16 protein-coding genes and 1 rRNA gene are annotated in these 23655 nt (G+C 75.2%); 7 read left to right on the top strand and 10 right to left on the bottom strand.

Translation table 11 applies throughout. From position 1 onward, the window contains the following. Nucleotides 1-2 precede the first annotated feature (2 nt). Nucleotides 3-1001: a thiamine-phosphate kinase gene (locus ACLE50_RS19010; RefSeq protein ID WP_410944935.1), complete on the bottom strand. Its 999-nt coding sequence runs from the start codon at nt 999-1001 to the stop codon at nt 3-5. A gap of 85 nt (nt 1002-1086) precedes the next feature. Between ACLE50_RS19010 and ACLE50_RS19005 the strand changes: the two genes are divergently transcribed. Further along, on the top strand, nt 1087-1323 hold the full coding sequence (locus tag ACLE50_RS19005) for an Lrp/AsnC family transcriptional regulator (protein ID WP_410944934.1): 237 nt from the start codon (nt 1087-1089) through the stop codon (nt 1321-1323). Nucleotides 1324-1340: 17 nt separating this feature from the next. After that, nucleotides 1341-1880, top strand: coding sequence for a DUF3515 domain-containing protein (locus ACLE50_RS19000; protein WP_410944933.1), 540 nt, complete (start codon nt 1341-1343; stop codon nt 1878-1880). A gap of 28 nt (nt 1881-1908) precedes the next feature. On the opposite strand, the gene ACLE50_RS18995 is transcribed toward ACLE50_RS19000, so the two are convergent. Both ACLE50_RS18995 and pdxR read right to left on the bottom strand, forming a co-directional pair. Then, nucleotides 1909-2991, bottom strand: coding sequence for a D-alanine--D-alanine ligase family protein (locus ACLE50_RS18995; RefSeq protein ID WP_410944932.1), 1083 nt, complete (start codon nt 2989-2991; stop codon nt 1909-1911). Between the two features lie 55 nt (nt 2992-3046). Beyond that, complete coding sequence (gene pdxR / locus ACLE50_RS18990; protein WP_410944931.1) at nt 3047-4471, bottom strand: MocR-like pyridoxine biosynthesis transcription factor PdxR; 1425 nt, start codon at nt 4469-4471, stop codon at nt 3047-3049. A gap of 35 nt (nt 4472-4506) precedes the next feature. On the opposite strand from pdxR, the gene ACLE50_RS18985 reads away from it, so the two are divergent. The 5 genes from ACLE50_RS18985 (at nt 4507) to ACLE50_RS18965 (ending at nt 11752) form a co-directional block, all read left to right on the top strand. Next, entirely contained in the window at nt 4507-5160 is a 654-nt protein-coding gene (locus tag ACLE50_RS18985; protein ID WP_410944930.1) for a pyridoxamine 5'-phosphate oxidase family protein, read from the top strand. 45 nt (nt 5161-5205) lie between these two features. Further along, a complete protein-coding gene (locus tag ACLE50_RS18980; RefSeq protein ID WP_410944929.1) occupies nt 5206-6246 on the top strand; it encodes a mechanosensitive ion channel family protein in 1041 nt (346 codons plus the stop codon). A gap of 14 nt (nt 6247-6260) precedes the next feature. Further along, a complete protein-coding gene (locus ACLE50_RS18975; RefSeq protein WP_410944928.1) occupies nt 6261-6644 on the top strand; it encodes a globin in 384 nt (127 codons plus the stop codon). A gap of 185 nt (nt 6645-6829) precedes the next feature. Beyond that, nucleotides 6830-8419: a hypothetical protein gene (locus tag ACLE50_RS18970; RefSeq protein WP_410944927.1), complete on the top strand. Its 1590-nt coding sequence runs from the start codon at nt 6830-6832 to the stop codon at nt 8417-8419. 36 nt (nt 8420-8455) lie between these two features. Further along, nucleotides 8456-11752 (top strand): hypothetical protein, encoded by a 3297-nt coding sequence (locus ACLE50_RS18965; RefSeq protein ID WP_410944926.1) that lies wholly within the window; start codon nt 8456-8458, stop codon nt 11750-11752. A gap of 40 nt (nt 11753-11792) precedes the next feature. Here ACLE50_RS18965 and ACLE50_RS18960 read toward each other — a convergent pair whose 3' ends face one another. The 7 genes from ACLE50_RS18960 to rrf form a co-directional block, all read right to left on the bottom strand. After that, entirely contained in the window at nt 11793-12488 is a 696-nt protein-coding gene (locus ACLE50_RS18960) for a hypothetical protein (protein ID WP_410944925.1), read from the bottom strand. Beyond that, complete coding sequence (locus tag ACLE50_RS18955; protein WP_410944924.1) at nt 12485-12925, bottom strand: acyl-CoA thioesterase; 441 nt, start codon at nt 12923-12925, stop codon at nt 12485-12487. Before ACLE50_RS18955 ends, ACLE50_RS18960 begins: the two co-directional genes overlap by 4 nt. Before the next feature lie 30 nt (nt 12926-12955). Further along, nucleotides 12956-17896, bottom strand: a complete 4941-nt coding sequence (locus ACLE50_RS18950) for an NAD-glutamate dehydrogenase (protein WP_410944923.1) — start codon at nt 17894-17896, stop codon at nt 12956-12958. Between the two features lie 147 nt (nt 17897-18043). After that, nucleotides 18044-20923, bottom strand: coding sequence for a hypothetical protein (locus ACLE50_RS18945; RefSeq protein ID WP_410944922.1), 2880 nt, complete (start codon nt 20921-20923; stop codon nt 18044-18046). Between the two features lie 91 nt (nt 20924-21014). Further along, complete coding sequence (gene ettA / locus ACLE50_RS18940) at nt 21015-22691, bottom strand: energy-dependent translational throttle protein EttA (RefSeq protein WP_410944921.1); 1677 nt, start codon at nt 22689-22691, stop codon at nt 21015-21017. Between the two features lie 25 nt (nt 22692-22716). Continuing rightward, the gene (locus tag ACLE50_RS18935; protein WP_410944920.1) at nt 22717-23268 is read right to left on the bottom strand and encodes a single-stranded DNA-binding protein; all 552 of its coding nucleotides are present in this window, start codon (nt 23266-23268) and stop codon (nt 22717-22719) included. 268 nt (nt 23269-23536) lie between these two features. Further along, nucleotides 23537-23653, bottom strand: a 5S ribosomal RNA gene (rrf, locus tag ACLE50_RS18930). Between the last annotated feature and the right edge of the window lie 2 nt (nt 23654-23655).

Below are 23655 nucleotides of genomic sequence, written 5' to 3'. Positions count from 1 at the left end.
CCTCACGTCGTGAAGTGCGCCCAGCCCGGCCCGCCGTCCCAGGTCCGCCCGTCGACGGTCACCACCGGCCCGCCCTCGCCGGGCGCCTCGGCGACGCCGATCTCCGCCCAGCCCTCGGGCAGCGGGGTGTCCGGGCCGAACGTCGCGACCAGCGCGTGGTCCTCGCCCCCGGTCAGGATCCAGGTCATCGGGTCCAGCCCGAGCACCGATCCCATCTCGGCGAGCTTGTCCGGCACCGCGAACGCCGAGGACCGCAGCCGTACCGCCACCCCGGACGCCTGCGCGACGTGCCCGAGGTCGGCCAGCAGCCCGTCCGACACGTCGATCATGGCGGTGGCGCCGGCGTCGGCGGCCTGCGGACCGGCCGCGTAGGGCGGGGCCGGGGTGCGGTGTGCGTCGACCAGCGCCGCGGGCGAGCGGAACCCGCGGCCCAGGACGGCGAGCCCGGCCGCGGACCAGCCGAGCCGCCCGCACACCGCGACCCGGTCCCCGGCCCGGGCGCCTCCGCGGGTCACCGGGGCACGTCCCTGCAGGTCACCGAGCGCGGTCACGGACAGCACGATCACCGGCCCGGACGTCAGGTCCCCGCCGACGACGCCCGCACCGGCAGGCGTCGCCTCCGCCCACAGCCCGTCGGCGAGCTTCTCCAGCGACGACGCCGGCGTCGACGACGGGCACGCCAGCCCCACCAGCAGTGCCGTCGGCACCGCGCCCATCGCCGCGACGTCGGCCAGGTTCGCCGCCGCGGCCTTGCGCCCGATCTGCTCCGGCGAGGACCAGTCGAGCCGGAAGTGCACCCCCTCGACGAGCACGTCGGTGCACGCGACGACCCGCCCGTCGGGCGCGGCGACGACCGCGGAGTCGTCACCGGGACCGAGCACGGTCGTGGCCGGTTGAGCACGGTGCGTGGCGACCCGGGCGATCAGCTCGAACTCCCCGACCTCGCGGAGTGAGACGCTCGCCTCGGATCCGCCCTCGGGCGTGAACGCGGATGGGGGCACGGGGTGACCTCCGGTAGGTTCGGCCTCCGACATTCCTGCCGCCAACGATCCACCTCCGGCGGCAATTACCGGAAAGGGGCACGCCGTGGTGCAGGCATTCATCCTCGTCCAGACCGAGGTCGGGAAGGCGGCCGCCGTCGCCTCCGAGATCGGCGGTCTCCCGGGCGTGGTCTCGGCCGAGGACGTCACCGGACCGTACGACGTGATCGTGCGCGCCGAGGCCGACGACGTCGACCAGCTCGGCAAGCTCGTCGTCGCGCGGGTCCAGAACGTCAACGGGATCACCCGGACGCTGACCTGCCCGATCGTCAAGCTCTCCTGACCGACGGGACGACGGGCGTGGCGGGACGGGGCCGGGTGTCACCACCGGTGGTGGTGGCGCTGGCGCTGCCCCTGCTGCTCGCGCTCGTCGTCGCCGGTGTCGGCATCTGGTCGCGGCTGAGCTCGGGCCCCGACACCGGCCCGCTCGCGCTGCCGCCCGCCGCGGCACCGCAGGCCGCCGGCCCGCCGTGCGACGCCGTGCTGGGAGCCCTGCCCGCCGAGCTCCCCGCCGATCCCGCCCCGCTGCCGTCGCGCGAGATCGACCCGCCGGTGCCGGGCGCCCGGGCCTGGGCGGCCGCACCGGAGCCGGTCGTGCTGCGCTGCGGCACCGAACGGCCCGCCGCGCTGGGTCCCACCTCGCCGCTGATCGTGGTCAACGGGGTGAGCTGGCTGCCGCTCGGCACCCCGCCCGGCGGCCTCGCGACGACCTACGCCGTCGTCGACCGCGGGATCCACCTGGAGCTCTCCGCGCCCGCGGAGGTCGGTTCGGCCCCGCTGCAGACCGTGTCCGACGCCGTCACCGCGCACCTGCCGGCACAGCCGGTCCAGGTACGCTGACCTGCACTGATCTGGACGGTGCCCCGGCTCAGCGCAGGCCGGTGCCGCGCGCGATCGCCGTCTCGACCAGCGTGGTCAGCAGCTCGGAGTAGTCGATGCCGGTGACCGCCCACATCTTCGGGTAGGCCGAGGACGCGGTGAACCCGGGCATCGTGTTGACCTCGTTGACCACGATCGACCCGGTCTCGGTGTCGACGAAGAAGTCCACCCGGGCCAGTCCCTGTGCGTCGAGCGCGCGGAACGCGGTGACCGCCTGCGCGCGCAGCTCGGCGACGATCTCGTCGTCGAGCTTGGCGGGGATGTCCAGCTCCATGGTGTCGAGGTACTTGGACTCGAAGTCGTAGAACTCGCCGCCGAAGCTGAGCTCGGCGGGCAGGCTGGCGCGGACGCTGCCGTCCGGGAACTCCAGCACCGCGCACTCGACCTCGCGGCCGGGGACGGCCGCCTCGACCAGCACCTTCGGGTCGTGCTCGCGGGCGTCGTCGATCGCGGCGTCCAGCGCGGCGGCGTCGGTCACCCGGGTCACGCCCATCGACGACCCGGCGCGCGAGGGCTTCACGAACAGCGGCAGGCCGAGGCGGTCGCGGTCGGCGAACCCGATGCCGGTGCCCGGGCGCAGGACGACGCCGTCGGCGACGGTCAGGCCCTCGGCGGCCAGGAGCTTCTTGGCGAACTCCTTGTCCATCCCGACGGCGGAGGCGAGCACGCCCGCGCCGACGTAGGGGACGCCTGCCATCTCGAGCAGGCCCTGGATGGTCCCGTCCTCGCCGAAGGCGCCGTGCAGCACCGGGAACACGACGTCGATGTCCGACAGCGCCTCCCCCGCCGCGCCGGGCTCCAGGCGGACCAGGCCGCGGCCGGGCTCGCCGGGCAGCACGACCGCGTCGGCGGTGCCGTCGACCTCGGGCAGCGTGCGCCCGGAGATCTTCAGCGTCTCGGCGTCGCTGGTGCCGACCACCCAGGAGCCGTCGCGGGCGATGCCGACCGGGACGGCCTCGAAACGCTCCGGGTCGAGATGGGTGAGCACGCTGCCTGCGGAGACGCAGGAGATGGCGTGCTCGGAACTGCGTCCACCGAAGACGACGGCGACCTTGACCCGGTCGGTACTCATGGGGGAAGAGGGTAGGCGGGCCCGCACCGTCCGTCCGGGCCGGGGCGGGCCGCGCTCAACCGTGCCGGGCCCCCGGCCGCGGCTCGAGCAGCAGCTGCAGCGCGGTCGCCAGCTCGGTGCGGGAGCCGGCGGCGAAGCCCACGACCAGCCCGGACGCGGCGGGCGGGCCCTCGTAGTAGTCGGCCAGCCCGGTGACGTGCACGTCCGGCGCCCCGGCCACGGTCTCCCGCTCGGCCTCGGCGCCGGGCAGCTCCAGGACCAGGTGCGCCCCGGCCGGGTCGCCGGAGGCCGGGAGTCCTGCGCGGGCCGCGGCGGCCAGGACGTCCTCGCGGCGGGCCCGCAGCTCGCGCCGCAGCCGTCGCAGGTGGCGGGCCAGGTCGCCGTGCGCGGCGAGCGCGGCGAACACCCGCTGCCCGGCCGGGGACGGGCGGGTCCCGGTCGCCGAGCGCAGCCGCAGCCAGGCGTCGCGGACCGCCGGTGGGGCCACGGCCCAGCCGGCACCGAGCGTCGGGCTGACGATCTTGCTGGAGGTGCCGAGGTGCACGACGCGTTCCGGGGCGAGCGCGGCCAGCAGCGGCAGCGGGGCGACGTCGTAGCGGAGCTCGCCGTCGTAGTCGTCCTCGATCACCAGCAGGTCCTCGGCGCGGGCCCGTTCGACCAGCGCCACCCGCCGCTCCGCCGCCATCCGGACGGCGAGCGGGAACTGGTGCGCGGGCGTGCAGTAGACCGCGGCGCAGCCGGGCGGGACCTGCTCGACGACGAGGCCGTCGGCGTCGACCGGGACCGGTGCGACCGCCAGGCCTGCGGCCCGCAGCGCGGACACCGCCCGCCGGTAACCCGGTTCCTCGACGGCGACGGTGGCCCCGGCGGGCAGGATCCGGGCGAGCTCGGCGACCGCGGCCGAGGTCCCGGCGGTGGCCAGGACGTCGCCGGTGGTCGCGGTGAGGCCGCGGTGGCGCAGCAGGTGTTCGGCGACGGCGGCCCGGAACGCGGGCACCCCGTCCGGCAGCGGGGCGTCGTCGGGATCGGGGTCGGCGGCGGCCCGCCAGGCGCGGCGCCACATCGCCGGGTCCAGCGCGGCGACGCACGGGCGGCCGGGGAACAGCGAGTACCGCGGGCCGGGGTCGTCGGTGTCCGCAGCCGGTCGCGGTTCCCTCTGCGGGGCAGCGGGTCCGGTCCCGGCCGCCGGGACGTTCGTGACGTAGGTGCCCGAACCGGTGCGCCCGGCGACCCACCCCTCGGCGAGCAGCTGGTCGTAGGCGGCGGCGGTGACCGTGCGGCTCACGTCCAGCGCCGTGGCCAGCGTGCGGGTCGAGGGCAGCCGGTCCCCGGGGCGCAGCGTCCCACCGGACGCGGCGTCGCGGAGCCGGTCGGCGAGCTGCGCGGCCAGCGGCACCGGGGAGGCCCGGTCCAGCGGCAGCGGCGGCACGTTCTCGGTGGGCACCGAAGCGGCCTTCCGATCGAGGCGGTGAATGGCCATTCCAGGATGCCACTCTGCGCGCGAGCATGGTTCGCATGACGCTCTCCCCCACCGACCGCAGCACGATCCGGCGCAACCGGGAGCGTGGCGCGAGCGACCCCGCGGCCCTGCACGCGATCCTCGACGAGGGCCTCGTGTGCCACCTCGGCTTCGTGCGCGACGGCGACCCGGTCGTCCTGCCCACCGCCTACGGCCGCGACGGCGACACCCTCTACCTGCACGGATCCACCGGTGCGCGCTACCTGGCCGGCGACGAGCTGCCGTGCTGCGTGACCGTCACCCACCTCGACGGCGTCGTGCACGCCCGCGCCGTCATGCACTTCTCGATGAACTACCGCAGCGCCGTCGTGCACGGCGTCGCGCGGAAGGTGACCGATCCCGGCGAGCGGTGGCGCGCGCTCGAGGTGATCGTCGAGCAGCTGACGCCGGGTGCCTGGAACCACGCGCGGCGGCCGGACCGGCGCGAGCTGGCCGCGACCGCGGTGTTCGCCCTCGACCTCGCCGAGGCCAGCGTCAAGATCAGGAACGGCCCGCCGTCCGACGACGAGGCCGACGTGCTCGCCGACGCGGCCTGGGCGGGCGTGGTGCCCGTCCGGACCGTGTACGGCACCCCGGAACTGGCCCCTGACCTGCGGGGACACCACGACGTCCCGGCGCACGTGCGGAGCGCGGATCACCGGATCGGGTGACGTAGTCTCGCTCGACGTGCCGCCATCCCCCGAGGAGGACGCCGCGTGAGTGCCCCGCCCCCCGATTCCGACATCCTGGGCGTCGTGCCCGGCTGCACCCAGGACCCCGGAACCTGGTGCTCGACGCTGTACACCTGGACCAGCAGCGACTTCGTGGCCCAGCACGCCGACGCGATCGTCGACAAGACGGTGTCGATCACGATGGTCGTCGTGATCGCCGTGCTGTTCCGCTGGCTGGCGCACCGGGCGATCGCCCGGGTGGTCAGCGGCGCGACCGACGGCCACTTCACCGCGTTCCTGGCGCGGGCACGCCCCGGCGGCCGCGGGCCGGAGCCCGGCGAGATCGCCACCGGCACGCCGATGGGCTCGCACCGGCGGATGCAGCGCGCGAAGACGATCGGGTCGGTGCTGCGCTCGATCGTGTCCGCGGTCGTCCTGCTCGTCGCCGTCATGATGATCATGAACGAGCTGGGCTACCCGCTCGGGCCGCTGCTCGCCGGGGCAGGCGTCGTCGGCCTGGCGGTCGGGTTCGGCGCGCAGAACCTGGTGCGTGACTTCCTGTCCGGCATGTTCATGCTGCTCGAGGACCAGTACGGCGTCGGTGACGTCGTCGACCTCGGCGAGGCCAACGGCACCGTCGAGGCCGTCGGGCTGCGGATCACCACGGTCCGCGACGTCCAGGGCACCGTCTGGTACGTCCGCAACGGCGAGATCCTGCGGGTGGGCAACAAGAGCCAGGGCTACGCCGTCGCCGTCGTCGACCTGCCGGTGGCCTACGCCGCCGACGTCGACGAGGCCGGCTCGCTGGCGGCCCGGGTGGCCGAGGAGCGGGTCGGCCGGCCCGACATCGCCGCGGACGTGCTCGAGAAGCCGGACATGCTCGGCGTGGAGAAGGTCGGGCCGGAGGGCATGACGCTGCGGCTCACCGTCCGGGTCAGCCCGGGCAGGCAGTGGGCGGTGCAGCGGGCGCTGACCGGTGCGATCGTCGACGCCTTCGACGACCACCACGTCCCGCGGCCCGCGGTGTTCCCGGGCCCGCTGCCCGACGGGGCCGGCCAGGCGCGGAAGCGTTCGCTGCAGACGTAGGAGACCATGGCGCCGTGAGTGCACCGCAGAACTTCTACGCCGAGGTCGGGGGCGCGCCCGTCTTCGCACGGATCGTCCACCGCTTCTACGAGCAGGTCGCCGAGGACGAGGTGCTGCGTCCGCTCTACCCGGAGGAGGACCTCGGCCCGGCCGAGGACCGGCTGCGGCTGTTCCTCGAGCAGTACTGGGGCGGCCCACGCACCTACTCCGAGCAGCGCGGACACCCGCGGCTGCGGATGCGGCACGTCCCGTTCAAGATCGGCCCGATCGAGCGCGACGCCTGGCTGCGCTGCATGCAGGTCGCGGTCGACGAGGAGAACCTGTCCCCCGCGCACCGCGAGCAGCTCTGGAACTACCTGCAGTACGCCGCCATGAGCATGCAGAACTCCGAGTTCTGATCCGGCGACCCTGGGTGATCCGGGTCTACGCCGAACGGCCGCACGCACTGCGGCGACCGGGGCATGTCCTGCCGCACAGGGCGACGATCGTGACCAGAGGCGTCCGGCCTCGTTGAACCGGGCGTCGCTCCGGCAGGTGGGGTGACGGCCACCCGTCCGGGGTTGGGGGTTCAACAGTGCAGTCGATGCCATCCGGATCAGCACGTTCCGAGTCCGGCAGCGGGCTCAACGGTCGCGCGTCCCGTCACGCGCTCCACGACGAGTCGCGGGTCACGCCCGAGACCGCGTGGGACACGCCCGGTGATCCTGCGTGGGACACGCCCGGTGATCCCGCGTGGGGCACGCCCGGTGATCCCGCGTGGGACGCACCGAGCGGCTCCACGCCGCGCACCGGCCCGGCCGCGGCCGACCGGCCCTCCGGGTCCGGCTCCGCGCTCGAGGACACGCTGCTGCACGGCACACCGCCGGCCGGCCCCGCCGACGGCGCGGCGTCCGCGCGCTCCGGCGAGCAGGCGCTGCCGAAGCGTCCGGTCGAGACCGAGTGGGGCCCGCAGGGCACCGACCCGCTGACCTCGCCGTCGGGGCCGTCGGGGCCGTCTGGTCCGTCGGGGCCGTCCGTGTCTTCTGTCCCGTCGGTGCCGTCGTCGGTGCCGTCCGGGCCTGCCCTGTCGTCGCTGGACGTGTCCGCACCCGACTCCACCGGGACCTCGGCGCTGCCGCACTCCCCGTCCGCCCCTGAGGTCACCGACCCGCAGCGCCGGGCCGAGCTGGCCGAGCGCGCGCTGGCCGCGTCGCAGGCCGAGGTGCGGCGGCTGCGCGAGGAGCTGGACTCGCGCGGTGACGCGTCGGGGTTCGGCCCGCGGCTCGACCGCGTGCTGCAGTCCGCCGAGCGCGACGCCGAGGAGCTGCGGGCCGCCGCCCGCGCCGAGGCCGACGCGCTGCGCGAGCAGGCCCGCGCCGACGCCGACGCCCAGCGCTCCCGCACCGAGGAAGCGCTCCTCGGGCGGGCCGCGGAGCTGGACCAGGCCCTCGCCGCCCGCAGCGCCCAGCTCGACGATCGCGAGCGCGAGTTCGCCGACCGGCTCGACACCAGCAAGGAGGACGCCGAGAAGATCCGCGCGGCCGCCCGCACCGAGGCCGAGGCGGAGCGCGAGCGCGCCCGTACCGACGCCGCCGAGATCCGCCGCACCGCCGAGCAGGAGCTGGGCCGGATGGCCGGGCTGCGCGACGAGGTCCGCGGCGAGCTGGCGCGGCTGCAGGGGCTGCTGAACGCGGAGCTGAGCCGTGAGGTGCAGGACGCCCCGCAGGGCACCACGTCGGACGCCACCGGCTCCGAGCGCACCGAGTCCGGTCGGACCACGTCCGAGAGCACCACGTCCGGCGCGTCCGAGGGCGCGGAGGACGACGCCGACGACCCGGCCTCCGGCGACGAGCCGGCCGGCTCGTCGTCCGGGACGACGACGCAGGCCGCGGAGTCCGGCGGGAAGGCCGCATCCGGCACCGGCAACGGCGCCCGCACCCGCCTCTCGGCGCTGGAGTCCATCCGCCCGGCGACGTCGGGCGGCGACGACCGGCCGTCCGGATCCGGTTCCGAGGCGACCACGATCGGGGACATCCCGCCGATCTCGCTTGCCTCGATCGGGGTACTGCCGTTCAGCGGCGACCTCGCCACACGGGGTGACCAGGGCCGGACCCGCAGCGACGCGGTGAACGGCACGTCCGGGCCGGATCACGGACCGACCCGGGGCGCCGGCGCCGAGCCGACCTCGCGATAATCGAATTGTTATGAACACCCGACCGTCGCAGAACGCATGACGTCGACGCCCGGTCGCCCGGGCCCCGACGATCAGTCCGCCCCCGCCCCCGACGGGCTCGGCGAGGCGATCCGGACCGGCCGCGTCCCCGTGGTCCCCGGATCGCTGGTCGACCTCGTCATGCGGTCGGGTTCCGCGGAACGCTCCCCGGAGGCCCCGGCCGACGACGACCGTTCCGCCGAGGCGGACCGCGCAGCCGACTCCCACGGTGACCGCGCGAACGGCACCGACGTCCACGGTGCCGGGCCCCTCGGCGCCGAGAAGAACGGCCCCGGGAAGAACGACACCGGGGCGAACGGTGCACGGCCGAACGGTGCGGGCGCGACCGGTTCAGGATCGGACGATGCGGGGTCGAACGGAGCGCACCCGGCCGTTCCCCGCGCAGGCGACGCCGGCACGACCGGCCGGGTCCCCACCGGGACCGCCGCCACCGGCGACACCGCCGACCGGAGGCCGGTCGACCGGACCGACGCAGGCTCCGGCACGACCTCCGCGGACACGCACGCCGTCACGTCCGAGCCGCTGTACGCCGACCTCGGCGACCTCGGCGACGACCCCCTCGGCGTCGGGCACCTCCCGGCCGACGAGCACGAGCCGGAGGCCCCGGCCGGGGTCGACCCGCTGCACGCCCCGCGCGACCGGTTCGCGCCGCCGCCGGCGTTCGCCCCCGGACACGACGACGCGACACCGCCCCGCGGCTCGCTCGACGGCAGCACGCCCGGCAGGGGCACGCCGGGCAGGGACACAGCCGGCAAGGACACGCTCGACGACGACACGGTCCCCGCGACCGAGCAGCGCCGGCCCACGACCGACGGTGTCCCGGTGACGAAGCCGGCGCCGACGGTGGTCCCGCCGATCGCGCCGTCGCCGCGCCCGCTCGACGAGCAGCCGCCCGTACGCGACGAGGCGCCGCACGACACCCCCCGTGACACGGCCGGCGACCATTCCGGCGACACCGCCGGTACCGCGTCGTCGAAGCGCTGGCCGCCGCGCCCGGCCCGCCAGGACACCGGTCGGCCGGACAGCGACGGTCCCGCGACCGAGATCCTGCCGCCGAACGCGCTGACCGGGCACTACCCGTCGTCGAGCCCGTCCGGACAGTCCCGGCCGGGCCAGCCGTCCGGGCAGTCACCGCAGGCTGGGCAGTCCCAGCAGGCTGGGCAGTCCCCGCAGGCTGAGCAGTCCCCGCAGGCTGAGCAGTCCCGGCCGGACGACGGTGCGCGACCGTCGCCGGCGCCGCGCCCGACGATGCCCGGACGCCCGCGGGCCGAGGAGGCCGAGCAGGAGCGGCCCCCGGCACCGCGTCCGACGATGGGCTCCCCCGTCGCCGGTCCGTCCGGGGACGACCTGTTCACCGCGACCGTGACCGGCGAACACGCCGGCTTCGGTGCGATCCCGGGCCGTGCCCGCACCGGCGCGGCCGACGCGGCACCGCATCCGTCGCCGTGGGCCGGTGGGCCCGGCAGCGCGGCACCGCAGAAGACACCACAGAACCTGCGCGGCAACGGATCCGCGCCTCCCGAGGACTCCACCGAGACGACGGTCGTGCTGCCGCCGCTCGGCGTCGGCGGTCCGGATCCCCGCGACCGGAGTTCCTCCGCGGGGACCGCGGCCCCGCCGGACCGGCCCCGCGACGCCGCGCCCGGCGCTCCCGCTCCGGCCGGCGCGACCGGCGCCCGCACCGATGCTCCGCGCACCGATGCAGCCCGCACCGGCTCGGTCCCCACCGGCTCGGTCCCCACCGGCTCGGTCCCCACCGGCTCGGTCCCCACCGACGGTGCCCACACCGACGCCGCTCACACCGGCTCGACCCCCGGCCCGGCGTCGCGCCCCCAGCAGCAGCCCCAGGACCAGTCCCAGTCCCAGCCGCAGCCGCAGAACAGTGTGGCCCGCAACGCCGCAGCCGCCGCGTCGATCGGCGCCGTCTCGGTCGCCGCGGCCCGCGCCGGCGTCTCCCCCGGTGACGTCGACAGCGCCTCCGACGGCGCCGTCCCCGCCGGGGCGGGCCCGGCGACCGACGCACCGAGCAGCAGGAACCCGGCCGCGACCGCCGAGACCCCGCGTCCCGGCGCCGAGGCCACCGCGGCGACCCCACTCGCCGACGTCGCCCCCGCCGAGGCCGGAGATCAGCCCGGAGCCGCTGCGGAGCCGACCGCGGACGAGCCCCCGAAGTCGATCTCCCCACGTCGTGAGGCGCTGGTCTCGGCGAAGCCGCGCAACGGACGCCGCGGTGTCTCCGCGATGGGGCTGGCGATCTTCGCCGCGATCCTGGTGCTCGGCGCGCTGACGTTGTGGGCGATGTTCTCGACCCCGTCGTCGAGCACCCCGGACCGCCCGGCCGCCGCGTTCACCGACGCCACTCCCGGCGCGGGCGCCCGGCCCGCCGCAGGCCCGGCCGGTGCGAGCGTCCCCGACCCGGACGTCCGCGCCACCGTCCCGGCCGCCGCCGCGTCGACCGGGGTGAGCGCGAGCTCGGACGGCGGCACCGCCGTCGTCGCCGCGACCGGTGCGCCGCGCCTGCTCGTCCTCGACGGCCGCACCGACACCGTTCGCGGCGAGATCCCGCTGCCCGCCGCCCCGCACGCGGTGACGACCTCCCCGGACGGCACCCGCGCCTACGCCACCCTCGACGGCGACCAGGTCGCGGTCGTCGACGTCGCCGCCTCGCGGGTCGTCTCGACCGTCCCCGTCGACGCCGACCCGGGCACCCCCGCCACGTCGTCGGACGGCCGGTTCCTCTACGTGCCCTCGCGCGCCACCGGCACCGTCCAGGAGATCGACCCGAACGCCGGCGTCGAGACCCGCAAGCTCTCGGTGCCCGACGGCCCGTCCGGGGCCGCCACGAACGACACCGGGGACCGGCTCTACCTGGCCTCCCGGGGTGCGACCTCGCTGACCGTTCTCGGGCCGGACAGCATGACCGCGCTGGGCAGCTACCCCGTCGAGGGCGGCGCCGAGACGGTCGCCGCCGCGCCCGCGTCGTCGCCGCGCCCGATGGTCGCCGTCGCCGGGCCGCGCTCGGACACCGTCACCGTGCTGGACCCGACCGACGGCCGGAAGGTCGCCTCGGTGCAGGTCCCCGGCGGGCCGGGCGCGCTCGGCTTCGCCCCGGACGGCCGGCACCTCTACGTCGCGACCAGGCAGGGCCTGCACGCCGTCGACACCGGGTCGTGGCAGGTCGTCGGGAAGACGAACATCGTCGACGACCCGACCGGGCTCGCGATCTCCCCCGACGGCCGCACCGGCTGGGTCACCGGCAACGGCGCCGTCAGCGTCGTGAACCTCGCGCGCTGAGCGGCCTCGCAGGCCGAGCGGCAAGCCCGGCCGGCGGGTCTCAGCCCGCGACCGACAGCGGCAGCGACATCGTCCGGCGCCGCACGACCGCGCCGTAGCGGGCGTCGAGCCGGGTCCACGACCCGGACACCGAGACCCGCACCAGCGGACCCTCGCCCGCGGCTTCCCCGGCAGCGCCATCGGCGGCGCCCTCGGGGGGCGAGCCCAGGAACCCCATGCCGGACATGGCGAACAGCACCCGCATCGGGACGCTCACCGGCCGTCCCTGCCCGCCGGGCGGCGTCACCGTCAGCACCGTCTGGTCCATCAGCGACGCCGGCGGGCCCATCGGCCCGGCGTGCTCGCGGGCCAGCGCCAGGCCGCGCTCGGCGAGCCCATCGAGCGCGCCGGCGGGGACGTCGTCGACGCGCGTCCACCCGGTCTCCGGGGGCAGCTCCTCGGCCCACGCCGCGCCCGGCCCCGGGTCGACCGCCTCGGCGCGGTCCACCGCGAGCGCGGTGAGCAGCGACGACGCGTAGGCAGTCACCGGCTCCGCCGGGTCCAGCGTGCCCGCGACGGAGCGGGTGACCAGCACGTCGAACGGCGTCGGCGCCCACGCCGTCACCCGGCCGTCGCCGGTGGTCAGCCGGACCGCCGCCGAGGACTCCAGCCGGACGACGCGTGCGGTGAAGGCACCGAGGTCGTCGCGCTCGGTGGGGTCGGCCAGGCGCAGCCGCGCCGGGCCGGGTGCCGTCACGAGGCGTCTCCCAGGTGCCGCTTCAGGAAGTCCCGCTCGCCGGCGTCGAGCCGGCGCGGCCGCTGGGCCTCCAGGTCGTAGAGCGCCATCGACGTCCATGCGGTGACCGCGACCGGGTCGGCGGCGTCCGGGCCGTCGTGCAGCACGTAGTCGAGGGTGAACGACGCCGCCCGCAGGTCCCGCACGGTGATCTCGATCCGCACCGGCTCGGACCGCCACGGCAGCTGCCGCCGGTAGTCGACGTGCAGCCCGGCGACGAGCAGCCCGGACGCGAACCCGGACAGCCCCTCGTGCCCCGCCGCGGTGAAGGCCAGCGCGACGCGGGCCTCCTCGATCAGCGTGACGATCCGGGCGTGGTTGACGTGCCGGTACGCGTCCTGATCGGTCCACCTCAGCGGGACCAGGCTCACGAACGGCGCGGCGACGGAGGCGGTCATGCCCGACATGATCCCGAACGCCCCCGCGGCCTAGCGAGCCAGCCCGCGCAGCTGCCGCGAGATCACCGACAGCGTCGCCAGGTCCAGCTGCCCCGACCCGCCGATCTGCTCCAGCGCGGTGCGCGCGCGGGCCAGCTTGGCCGCGTTCGCCTGCTCCCAGGCGGCGACGGCCTCGTCGACGGGCGTGCCGGGCGGGGTCTCGCGCAGCGCGTCGAGGGTGATCGAGCGCAGCGAGCCGTACAGGTCGTCGCGGAGCGCGAGCCGGGCCAGCGCGTGCCAGCGGTCGCCGCGGTCGAGCTCGCTCACCGCGGTCAGCGCCCGGTCGACGCCGAGGTGCTCGGACAGCGCGTAGTAGAGCCGGGCGACCTCCGCAGCCGGGCGCGGCTCCTTCTCCCGGTCCGACAGCTCGACGAGCTCGACGACGTCGAGCAGGCCGTAGGCGAACAGCGACAGCGCCGCCTGCTCGACGAGCGACTCCGGCACACCGCACGAGCGCAGCTCGGCGGCCCGTTCCTGCACCGCGGCGAGCTCGCGCCCGCGCAGCAGCGACGGCAGCTGCGCGCGGAGCTCGGCGATCGCCCCGGCGAACCGGCTGACCTCCGCGCCGACGGCCAGCGGCTGCGGCCGGTTGGTGAGGAACCAGCGCGATACCCGGTCCAGCAGGCGCCGGGACTCGAGCACGACCTCGTCGGCGACACCGACCGGGATCGCCGCCGCGCGCACCGCCGCCCACAGCTCCGGCAGCGCGAACACCCGGGTGGTGACGGCGTAGGCGCGGACGACGTCGCCGGGACCGGCGGCGAGCTCCTCGCCGAGCCGGAACGCGTAGCTGATCCCGGCGCCGTCGACCATCTCGTTGACCAGCTTCGTGCCGATGATCTCGCGGCGCAGCGGGTGGCTGCGCACGGCGGCGTCGAACCGTTCCCGCAGCGGGTGCGGGAAGTACGCCGGCAGCGTCGGCTCGAACGCGTGCTGGTCGGGCAGGTCGGTGCCGACGAGCCGGTGGGTGAGGTCGAGCTTGGTGTGCGCGAGCAGCGTGGACAGCTCCGGACCGGTCAGCCCGAGGCCCTGCTCGGCGAGCTGGGCGAACCCCTTGCGGGTCGGCAGGACCTCCAGCTCCCGGTCCAGCCCGGTGCGTTCGGCCAGGTCGGTGACCATGCGGCCGTGCACCGCGATCATCTCCGGGGCGTGCGCGCGGGCGACGCCGAGCACCGAGTTCTGCGCGACGTTGTCGGCGAGCACCAGGTCGGAGACCTCGTCGGTCATCGACGCGAGCAGCTCGTTGCGCGACCCGGTGTCCAGCGCGCCGTCGGCGAGCGGCCGGTCCAGCAGGATCTTGATGTTGACCTCGTGGTCGGAGCAGTCGACGCCCGCGGAGTTGTCGATGGCGTCGGTGTTGATCCGCCCGCCGTCGTGGCCGGGGCCGCCGGAGCGGGCGAACTCGATCCGCCCCCGCTGGGTCAGGCCCAGGTTCCCGCCCTCGCCGACGACCCGGACGCGCAGGTCGCGGCCGTCGACGCGGATGGCGTCGTTGGCCTTGTCGCCGACCTCGGCGTCGGTCTCGGTGGAGGACTTCACATAGGTGCCGATGCCGCCGTTCCACAGCAGGTCGGCGGGGGCGAGCAGGATCGCGTGGATCAGCTCGGGCGGCGACAGCGCGGTCACCGTGTCGTCGAGGCCGAGCGCGGCGCGCATCTCCGGGCCGACCGGGACCGACTTGGCCGTCCGCGACCAGACGCCGCCGCCGGGGCTGATCAGCGAGGTGTCGTAGTCGGCCCAGGAGCTGCGCGGCAGGTCGAACAGCCGCTGCCGTTCGGCGTAGGACGAGGCGGCGTCCGGGGCCGGGTCGACGAACACGTGCCGGTGGTCGAACGCGGCGACCAGCCGGATGTGCTCGGAGAGCAGCATCCCGTTGCCGAACACGTCCCCGGACATGTCCCCGACGCCGACGACGGTGAACTCCTCGGTCTGGGTGTCGACGCCGAGCTCGTGGAAGTGGCGCTTCACCGACTCCCATGCGCCGCGGGCGGTGATGCCCATGGCCTTGTGGTCGTAGCCGACCGAGCCGCCGGAGGCGAACGCGTCGCCGAGCCAGAAGCCGTAGTCGGCGGCCACGGAGTTCGCCAGGTCGGAGAAGGTGGCGGTGCCCTTGTCCGCGGCGACGACGAGGTAGGAGTCGTCGCCGTCGTGCCGGACGACGCCGGGCGGCGGCAGCGTCTCGGTGGAGCCGTCGGGGTGGGTGCGCAGGTTGTCGGTGACGTCGAGCAGCCCGGAGATGAAGGTGGTGTAGCAGGCGCGGACCTGCTCGGGGTCCGGTCGCGGCGTCCGGACGACGAAGCCGCCCTTCGCCCCGACCGGCACGATCACCGCGTTCTTCACGGCTTGGGCCTTGACCAGGCCGAGGATCTCCGTGCGGTAGTCCTGCTGGCGGTCGGAGAACCGCAGGCCGCCGCGCGCGACCGGCCCGAACCGCAGGTGCACGCCCTCCACCCGCGGCGAGTACACGAAGATCTCGAACCGCGGCCGGGGCGCCGGCATGTCCGGCACCGCGGCCGGGTCCAGCTTGAAGGAGAAGAACGGCCGGTCGCGAAACCAGTTGGTGCGCAGCGTCGCCTCGATCACCGCGAGCAGCCCGCGCAGGATCCGGTCCGCGTCGAGGCCGCTGACCTCGTCGATCAGCGCGGTGACGTGCTCCAGCGCGCGGGCGTGCGCCCCCTCGCGGTCCTCCTGGTCCGGGTCGAACCGGGTGCGGAACAGCGTGATCAGCGCCTGCGCGACCTCGGGGTGGGCAAGCAGCACGTTCGCGGTGTACTGCAGCGTGAACAGCCCGCCGAGCTGGCGGGTGTAGCGGCTGTAGGCGCGCAGCACGGCGGTCTCGCGCCAGTCGAGCCCGGCCCGCAGGACGAGCGCGGAGAACCGGTCGGACTCGGCGTCGCCGCGCCAGGCTGCGGCGAAGGCCTGCTCGAAGCGGGCGCGGACGTCGTCGACGGCGACCGACGGGACCGCGGGGGCGGCGGGGGCGGCGGGCTGCTGCGGGGCGCGGACGCCGAAGTCGTAGAGCCAGCAGCGCCGGCCGTCGGGGCGGACGAACGCGTAGGGGCGCTCGTCGACGACCTCGACGTCGAGCTGCTGCAGCAGCGGCAGCACCGCGGTCAGGGTGGCGGGTTCGCCCAGGTAGAGGGCGAACCGGGCCTCGTCGGCCGGGGTACCGCCGGTTCCCTCCGGCGCCTCGGGGTCGTAGAGCCGGAGGTCGAACGCGGCCGGGTCGGAGCCGAGCGCGGCGAGGCGGCGCAGGTCGGTGACCGCACGGCCCGGCTCGACGACGGCCTTGTAGGACTCGGGGACGCCGGCCAGCAGCGGGCGGGCGCTCGCCCCTGCGGTGCCGAGGGCGTCGACGAGGCGGTCGTCCCAGGTGCGGGTGACCTCGGCGATCTCGTCCTGGACGGCGGCGACGTCGTAGTCGGCGGGCTCGGCGTCCGGATCGGTGGTGACGGTCAGGTGCAGCACGGCCAGCGGGGCGTCGCCGATCTGGGCGGTGTAGCCGGAGTCGATGCCGCCGAGGCGGGCCCGCAGGATGTCGGTCACCGCGAGCCGGACGTCGGTCGTGTATCGCTCGCGCGGCAGGTAGACCAGGCAGGACAGGAACCGCCGGTACGGGTCGGGGTGCACGAACAGCCGTACCGCGCGGCGTTCGGTGGCGGCGAGGACGCCGACGCCGGTCTCCAGCAGCCGCTGTTCGGACGAGGCGAACAGCTCCGTACGGGGCAGCTGGGAGAACACCTCCAGCATCTGCTGGCCGGAGTAGCTCTCCGCCGGGTAGCCGGCGCGGCGGATCGCGCCGCGGATCCGGCCGGCGACGACCGGGATGTCCAGCACGCTCTCGTGCCGGGCCGGGACGGTCAGCATGCCGAGGAAGCGGTGCTCGCCGGTGACGGTGCCGTCGGCGTCGCGGGTGCGGATGCCCACGTAGTACGGGTGCACCGGGCGCAGCACGCGGCTGCGCTCGCCGGCGCGGGTGATCACCAGGGTCCTGGTGTCGTCGGCCGGGTCGGTGGTGCCGGCGGCGGCGTCGGTGCCGACGCCCTCGGCGACGGCCTGCCCGGTCTCGCCGCACGGGCCGTCCGGGAGGAACGCACCCGCACCGGCGTCACCGGCGTGCAGGACGCCGAGGCCGGTCGCGGCGTCGGGCTCGAGCCGGCCGTTGCGCCGCGAGTAGTGCCGGTAGCCGACGAAGGTGAAGTGGTCGTCGACCAGCCAGCGCAGCAACTCGGCGACCTCGGCGGGGTCGTCGTCCCCGGCGACGGTCGGGGTGGCCGATCCGGCCAGGTCGTCGGCGACGGCGCGGGCGCGGGCGGTCATGGCGGTGGTGTCGTCGACGACCTCGCGGACGTCGGCGAGCACGCGGGCCAGCTCGGCGCGGACCCGGTCGGGATCGACGTCGCCGGAGGTGTCGAGGTCGAGGTGCATCCAGGACTCGGCGCGGGCGTCGGGGTGGGCGCGGTCCGGTTCGGTGGGGTCGGCGCCGGTGTCGACGCCGGTCAGAACACCGTCGGCGTCGCGGCGGACGACGAGGATCGGATGCACGACCCGGCGGACGGTCCCGCCGGCGCGGCCGATCCCGGCGAGCACGGACTCGACGAGGTAGGGCATGTCGTCGGTGACGACGTCGATCGCGGCCACCGCACCGGCTGCCCGGACGACGTCGAGCGCGGCCTCGCCCGGTGCGCGACGGCCGCCGAGGGCCAGGTGGGCGTCGACGACGGCGGCCGGTCCCGGCAGCTCCGGCCCGGAGCCGGGCTCCGGCACGGGGGTGTGCTTGGCGTAGAGACGGACCAGGTCCGACGCCTCGCCGCTGCCCGGCCGCGGCGCCGCTCCCCCTGCGTCACCTGCGGAAACTCCCCCTGCCCCGTGGACGGCGTCGCCGCCGTCCGCCGTGTCGCCGCTCGTGCTCCCCTGTGCCCCGCTGCCCACGATCCGCTCCGGCTCACTTGCCTGTGATGACGTTCGCCACCCTAGTCCTCCGCGGGCTCTGGTCCGGAGGGCCGTGGGGCGCTCGTCACCGGGGTGCGCAGCCGCCGGTGGGCCCGGTCCGGCCCGGCCCGTACGGCCGGGCCCCGCTCAGATCTCGCGGTAGGCGGCCATCGCGCCGGCGAGCAGCTCGGCGAGGCCGAGGTCGTCGGGGATGGGTTCCGGAGCAGCCCGGTCCTCGGTGGCCCGATCCGCAGTGGCCCGATCCGCAGTGGCCCGATCCGCAGTGGCCCGATCCGCGGTGGATCGGCCCGCGGTGGCCCGATCCGGAGTGACCAGGTCCTCGGCCGCCCCGCTCTCAGCGACCCGGTTCTCGGCCGCCCGGACTCCGCCGGCCCCGTCCTCGCCGGTCCGGCTCCCGGTCGCCCAGCTGCCGGCTGCCCGGTCCTCCCGGAGATCTCGGGCCGGGGTGCCGTGCGCACGGTCGCCGACGCCCCGGGAGTCGCCGCTCGACCGTCGGCTGCCGTCCCGGTCGAGGGGTTCGTCGCGAGGCCCGCGTCCGGGGCTCCTCGGCTCCCCCACCACGTCGACAGCGGTGAATCGTGTCCCTGCGGCCTCCGGCGCCCCGGGTCCGCCACCGGCGTCGCCTCCCGTGTCCACCGGCGCGACGTCCCGGCGTTCCGCGGAACCGGCGGCCCGGCGACGCCCGCCCGAGCCCGGACGCACGGTCGTCCCGTCGAACACCGCCCGGCCGGTGGCGTCCTCGGAGGCGTGCCGACGTCCCCCGTTCCGCGACCCTGCACCGTTGCGCGCTCCGGCCGCAGCCGAGGCGAACAGGCTGTCCACACCGGGGAGGGACAGGAAATCACCCGGCTGCCGGCGTGCGGCCACCCGAGGTTCGGCGTCCGGGGCGTCGCCCTGTTCGACGGGCAGCTCCTGCAGCACCGGGTCGCCCTCGACACCGTGCGGTCCCTGCACCCGCAGCCGGGCCGACAGCCGGTGCGCCGCCCGGGCCCGCATCCGGCGGGACAGGTGAGCGGCGAGCGACCGCGACCAGAGCAGCGCGGTGACCTGGTCGGCGTCGGGCAGCGTGATCCGGACGGCCGAGGTCTCGATCTCGACGGTGCCCGACGGCGGCACCAGCCCCCGGATCCGCTCCGCGACCTCGGTCAGGACGTCGCCGGTCGACGTGCCCGGTTCCCCGTCCGGCCCGACGAGATCGATGACGATCCCCCGGACCGGGACATCCCCGTTCCCGGAAACGCCTGCAGCCCGCTCCGGACTCTGCTGCTGCCCGGCGGGTCCGGTGCCGCGCAGCTCGGCCAGCAACATGTCTCCCAGCGGCGAACCACCGTCCGGGGAGCCGCCTGGATCCAGCACCGCGAACTGTTCCTCCGCGGAGCCGGCGCCCACCGATGCCGCGCCCACCGCCTCGATGCCGAGGACCGGCCACGCCGGCCCGGCCACGCCCGGACCGGCCTCGGCGTCTCCGGAGCCGGTGTCGCGCGACTCGGCCGGGCCCTGCTCACCGACCCCCGGCTCGGACGGACCGTCCTCACCGGGTTCCGGCTCGGACGGGGGCCGTCCGACGGGGTCGGGTTCGACGGAGGCCTCCCCGAGGCTTCGCGGTGACACCGACTCCGGCGACACCGACTCCGGCGGCACCGGCTCCGGCGCAGCGATGTCCGGCTCGACACCCCGGCCGCTGCCGTCGTCCTGCATCGTCGGCCCCACGACGTCGCCGAGGGACGGCACCGGCTCACCGGTGTCCTCCGTCCCGGCCGGGCACTCGACGGAAGCGGCCGTCGGTACGGAACCGGTACCGATCGCGGCCGCCACGCCGGGGACGCCGGCGGAGGCGTCCCGCCGATGAGCAGCCGCACGGCGCGTTCCCGACGGTGGCGCCGGTTCACCGTGCGCCCGCAGGTGGCGCGCACGGGCGCGCAGCGACGCCGCCGGGGAGTCGGCCACGGGTGCCGGTGCACGCACCGGCCCGCGCGTCACGCCGGCGAGCGCGGCGCGGAACCGCCGGCTGCGCTCACGATCCTCGCGGTCGGCGTCGACCGAGGCGCGCAGCGCGCCGAGCGCCTCCGCGAACCGGCCGGCCACCTCGTGCAGCTCGGACTGGGCGGCCCGGCAGGACGCGACGAGCCCGGGCACGTCAGCGGCCGCTGCTCCCGCCACCGCGTCGTCGAGTGCGACGGCGGCGGCGTCGGCATCCGCCCCGGCGGCGCGCGCGAGCGTCAGCCGCAGCAGGACGCCGTGGCGCCCCGCGCCGAGGATCTCGGGGTGACCCGCGACCGCCCGGACGGCTTCGGCGGTGTCGGCGCCGGCGTCGAGCGACGCGGTGAGCCACTGGGTGAGCAGGGCCGCGGCAAGGTGCGGCGCCACCGGGCGGACGTCCGGGTTCTCCGGGGTCCACCCGAGGAACTCGAGTCCGCGCAGAGCGGCTGCCGCGGCGTCCTCGTGCTGCCCACGAGCGCGATGCACCGCGCCGACGACGAGCCGGCCGTACGCGGCGGCCTCGCCGCCGAGTGCGTCACCCGCCCGTCCGATGTCGGCACACAGCACCGGCAGCTGGTCGTCGTGCTCCTCGGCGAGTGCGCAGCGGGCCTCGACAGCGAGCCGGTCGAGCCGGAGCTGCCCGTCGGCCTCTCCCGGTCCGGGGTCGGGCAGGTCCGCGAGCAGGGCTCGCGCCGTGGCGGTGTCCCCGTCGGACTGGGCAGCGGTGGCGAGCTCGACCCGCAGCCGTGCCCCGTCGGGCCGGTACAGCAGCGCCGGACCGCCCCGATCCGCCAGCGCCTCCACGACGACGACGGCGGCCTCCCGCGCATCCCCGCCGACGGCGTGTCCGGCGAGCATCCATCCGGCTGCCCGTACCCACGACAGGTCGTCCGCGGTGGCCACCGCCCGTGAGCAGGCGTGTTCGGCGAGCTGGATCGTGAGCTCCGGGCGCTGCCGGCGCAGCTCGGCCGCCGTACGCAGTTCCGCAGCCGCCGCCTCGCCGACGCGCTCCAGGTCGGACGTCACATCGCCTCCCGTGACACCACCGGCCCGGAACGCCCGAAGCCGCGCCCTCACCTTCCACCGGGCCCGGGGCCCGGACCCGGTGGAGTGGTGATCAGTCGCGGGTGAGCTTACGGTGCGTGACCCGGTGGGGACGCGCCGCCTCCGACCCGAGACGCTCGATCTTGTTCTTCTCGTAGGCCTCGAAGTTGCCCTCGAACCAGTACCAGGCGGCCGGGTTCTCGTCGGTGCCCTCCCACGCGAGGATGTGCGTGCAGGTCCGGTCGAGGAACCAGCGGTCGTGGGAGATGACCACGGCGCAGCCGGGGAACTGCTCGAGCGCGTTCTCCAGCGAGCCGAGGGTCTCGACGTCCAGGTCGTTCGTGGGCTCGTCCAGCAGGATCAGGTTGCCGCCCTCCTTGAGGGTCAGCGCCAGGTTCAGCCGGTTGCGCTCACCGCCGGAGAGCACACCTGCCGGCTTCTGCTGGTCCGGGCCCTTGAAGCCGAACGCCGCGACGTAGGCGCGGGACGGCATCTCGGTGTTGCCGACCTGGATGTAGTCCAGCCCGTCGGACACGACCTGGAACACGGTCTTGTCGGGGTCGATGCCGCCGCGGCTCTGGTCGACGTAGGACAGCTTGACCGTGTCGCCGATCTTCACCTCCCCGGAGTCCGGCTGCTCGAGCCCGACAACGGTCTTGAACAGCGTGGTCTTACCCACACCGTTCGGGCCGATGACGCCGACGATGCCGTTGCGCGGCAGCGTGAACGACAGGTCCTTGATCAGTGGCCTGCCGTCGAAGCCCTTGTCCAGGTGCGAGACCTCGACGACCTGGTTGCCCAGGCGGGGCCCCGGCGGGATCTGGATCTCCTCGAAGTCGAGCTTGCGGGTGCGCTCGGCCTCCGCGGCCATCTCGTCGTAGCGGTCGAGCCGCGACCGGCTCTTCGCCTGCCGCGCCTTGGGGTTGGAGCGGACCCAGGCCAGCTCCTCCTTCAGGCGCTTCTGCAGCTTGGCGTCCTTCTTGCCCTGGACGGCGAGCCGCTCGGCCTTCTTCTCCAGGTAGGTCGAGTAATTGCCCTCGTAGGGGAACGTCCGGCCGCGGTCGAGCTCCAGGATCCAGCCGGCGACGTTGTCCAGGAAGTACCGGTCGTGCGTGACGGCCAGGACGGCGCCCGGGTAGGTCGCGAGGAACTGCTCGAGCCACAGGACACTCTCCGCGTCCAGGTGGTTCGTCGGCTCGTCGAGCAGCAGCAGGTCCGGCTTCGACAGGAGGAGCTTGCAGAGTGCGACGCGGCGGCGCTCACCACCGGAGAGGTTCTTGACCTCGGCGTCCGGCGGCGGGCAGCGGAGGGCGTCCATCGCCTGGTCCAGCTGGGAGTCGATCTCCCAGGCATCGGCGTGGTCCAGCTCCTCCTGGAGCTGGCCCATCTCCTCCATCAGCTCGTCGGTGTAGTTCGTCGCCATCTCCTCGGCGATCGCGTTGTACCGGTCGAGCTTGACCTTGATCTCGCCGAGGCCCTCCTCGACGTTGCCGAGAACGGTCTTCTCCTCGTTGAGCGGCGGTTCCTGCTGCAGGATGCCGACGGTCGCTCCCGGCTTCAGGAAGGCGTCGCCGTTGTTCGGCGTCTCCAACCCGGCCATGATCTTGAGGACCGTCGACTTCCCGGCACCGTTGGGGCCGACCACACCGATCTTCGCCCCCGGCAGGAAGCTGATCGACGCGTTGTCGAGGATGACCTTGTCTCCGTGCGCCTTGCGCACGTTCCGCATCGTGTAAATCAGATCTGCCACGCCCTCGATGGTAGTTGCGTGGGTCTCAGCCGTCGGAGCCCGGTGCGATCCCGGCGCCGACGGGCAGCTCCTCGTCGCGACGAGCCGCGGCCCATTCCTCGTCGGTGGGGTGCTCGTCGAGCTCGGGGTCCTCTACGCCGTCGGCGGACGAGCGCCCGCCGGTGCCTGCGTCACCGTTCTGACCGGCCGGGACGCCACGCGTCGCAGGACCGGAGGGGCCGTTGCGAACGACGCGGGCCGGCGCCCGGCCGAGGTCGATCCCGACCGTCGTCGGGTCGATCTTCAGGGTGCGCCGGGTCTGGCCGTCGGATCCGGTCCACTCCTCGGCGTAGCACTCACCGGTGACGACGACGCGGTCTCCCTGCTGCAGCGAGCCGGCGACGTGGATGCCGAGCAGGCGCCAGCAGGTCACCGTCCAGTACGTGGTGCGCACGTCGTGCCAGGTGCCGGTCGACGGGTCACGACGGCGCTTGTTCTCGGCGAGGGTGAACTCGGCCAGGTTCGTGCCGTCGGGCAGGATCCGGGTCTCCGGATCACGGGTCAGGTTGCCGACGACGACGGTGTGGTTGCTGGGCATGACGCCCTCCAGGGGTTCCGGTTGCTGGGACCCCACCACGATCGCGCCGATTCCGTCGTCTGCACCGACGAACCGCGCTGCTGTGGATGCGTAGCACGGGTGTGGACGGCGCGGATCGCAGACGGCGTAACCCGCACAACCGAACGGCTCATCACCCTGATGCCGGCCCGTACGGCGACATCCCGGAGACCACTCTGTCCCGGGACAACGACCCTGAAACGCAGAAATGCCCCCGGACCGAAGTCCGGGGGCATTTCTCGAAGTTGAATGTCGGCGGCGACCTACTCTCCCACACCCTGACGAGTGCAGTACCATCGGCGCAGGAAGGCTTAGCTACCGGGTTCGGAATGGGACCGGGCGTTCCCCTACCGCTATGACCACCGACAA

Origin of the sequence: Pseudonocardia phyllosphaerae (assembly GCF_046546475.1) — a bacterium.
Classification (GTDB): Bacteria; Actinomycetota; Actinomycetes; order Mycobacteriales; family Pseudonocardiaceae; genus Pseudonocardia; species Pseudonocardia phyllosphaerae.
Note: the sequence above shows the minus strand (reverse complement) of the source record. Positions and strands in the feature narration are given on the sequence as shown.

What these genes read in the sequence shown, in the direction of transcription:
- ACLE50_RS18995 (WP_410944932.1), bottom strand. Translation starts at nt 2,991, where the DNA reads ATGAGTACCGACCGGGTCAAGGTCGCCGTCGTCTTCGGTGGACGCAGT.
- pdxR (WP_410944931.1), bottom strand. Translation starts at nt 4,471, where the DNA reads ATGGCCATTCACCGCCTCGATCGGAAGGCCGCTTCGGTGCCCACCGAG.
- ACLE50_RS18985 (WP_410944930.1), top strand. Translation starts at nt 4,507, where the DNA reads ATGACGCTCTCCCCCACCGACCGCAGCACGATCCGGCGCAACCGGGAG.
- ACLE50_RS18970 (WP_410944927.1), top strand. Translation starts at nt 6,830, where the DNA reads ATGCCATCCGGATCAGCACGTTCCGAGTCCGGCAGCGGGCTCAACGGT.
- ACLE50_RS18965 (WP_410944926.1), top strand. Translation starts at nt 8,456, where the DNA reads ATGACGTCGACGCCCGGTCGCCCGGGCCCCGACGATCAGTCCGCCCCC.
- ACLE50_RS18955 (WP_410944924.1), bottom strand. Translation starts at nt 12,925, where the DNA reads ATGACCGCCTCCGTCGCCGCGCCGTTCGTGAGCCTGGTCCCGCTGAGG.
- ACLE50_RS18935 (WP_410944920.1), bottom strand. Translation starts at nt 23,268, where the DNA reads ATGCCCAGCAACCACACCGTCGTCGTCGGCAACCTGACCCGTGATCCG.